General features: G+C 34.5%; 1 protein-coding gene. It reads left to right on the top strand.

Features of this window, described 5'->3' with window-relative positions:
- Positions 1-187, top strand: a 187-nt coding sequence (locus tag CCY97_RS08400; RefSeq protein WP_220091898.1) for a hypothetical protein, incomplete at its 5' end; no start/stop codon positions are given.
- Positions 188-1,119 lie beyond the last annotated feature (932 nt).

The following is a 1,119-nucleotide window of genomic DNA, read 5'->3' as shown; positions in this document are numbered from 1 at the left end:
TACCAATATGGGTAATGCATCTTATGGTGAAGGAAGTACTAAGATAGATCCTCTCTTAGCTTTCTTAGGAGCTAATCTTGCTATTCCTTTGGATGAAAGATTTTATATAACATTCAACTACAACACTACTCTTAGCTCTAAGCTTACACAGCATACTGGTTATATTAAATTGAATTTTATGTGGTAGGGGGATATCAAATAATAAAGCAAGTAATATAAATCAAATAGTATGGGGTGTAAGAGATTTAAAGAGTATGCTCGGGGATAAGGGGGGGTTAAAGTTTAAGTTCCCTTCTCTACCTTCTACCTTCTGCCTATACCTTGTTACCTTTTGCTTCTACCTCTATCTATATCTTTTAGCTTTTGTCTTTTGTGTTGCTTTTCTTGTTTTGTTTGCTTTGTTTTTATCTGCTTGATTTTTATTCTGTTTGTTTTATCTCTCTTGTTTTGTTCGCTTATATCACTTCCTTATTTCATTCTTTTTTTATCTGCTTTGTTTTGTCCTTTTGTGTCATCCGCTTTGTTTTATTCTTGGTTTTATAAACTTGTTTTACTCTTTTTGTTTCATCCACTTGTTTTATCTGCTTGTCTCACCTGCTTGTTTTATTCAAACACTTAATTCAAGAAACATTCTAGACAACACAGCAATCAGATTCAAAGAATCAAAATAAAGAATCAACATCTCTAAGAATGTAATTGCTTGCTTTTATAATTCTCAAACCCTAAAAGAATCAAAAGAAATCCACAAGTTTCAAAATTAAAGAGAATCCCAATCTTGTTTTATAAGCTAATTCAATCTCAATACAACTTTAATATTTGAACTAACTTCTCTCTTATCTTACATATGTGCTAGTTACTCCAAATACAAATCAAGATTCACTCTAGTAAAGCAACACTTTCTACAAATAACAAATTTATTTTTTCGCAAAAAGAAAAGGGGTTTATCCCCTCCTCACTCCCCTTAGCCCCGAAAAGAATAAAGCGCCGCTTTTTCTTTTCGGCAAAGCAAGGGGAGAGCCTCGCTTATCCGTTTCTAGCTTCAGCGTTGCGGAGGCACTGCTGCCTCCTTATACCAACGCTTCAGCACCACGAAACGGGCGAGAGGCAAAGCCTGTAATA

Origin of the sequence: Helicobacter sp. 10-6591 (genome assembly GCF_003288805.1) — a bacterium.
Lineage (GTDB): Bacteria > Campylobacterota > Campylobacteria > Campylobacterales > Helicobacteraceae > Helicobacter_F.
This window is presented reverse-complemented; position numbering and strand designations above follow the sequence as displayed.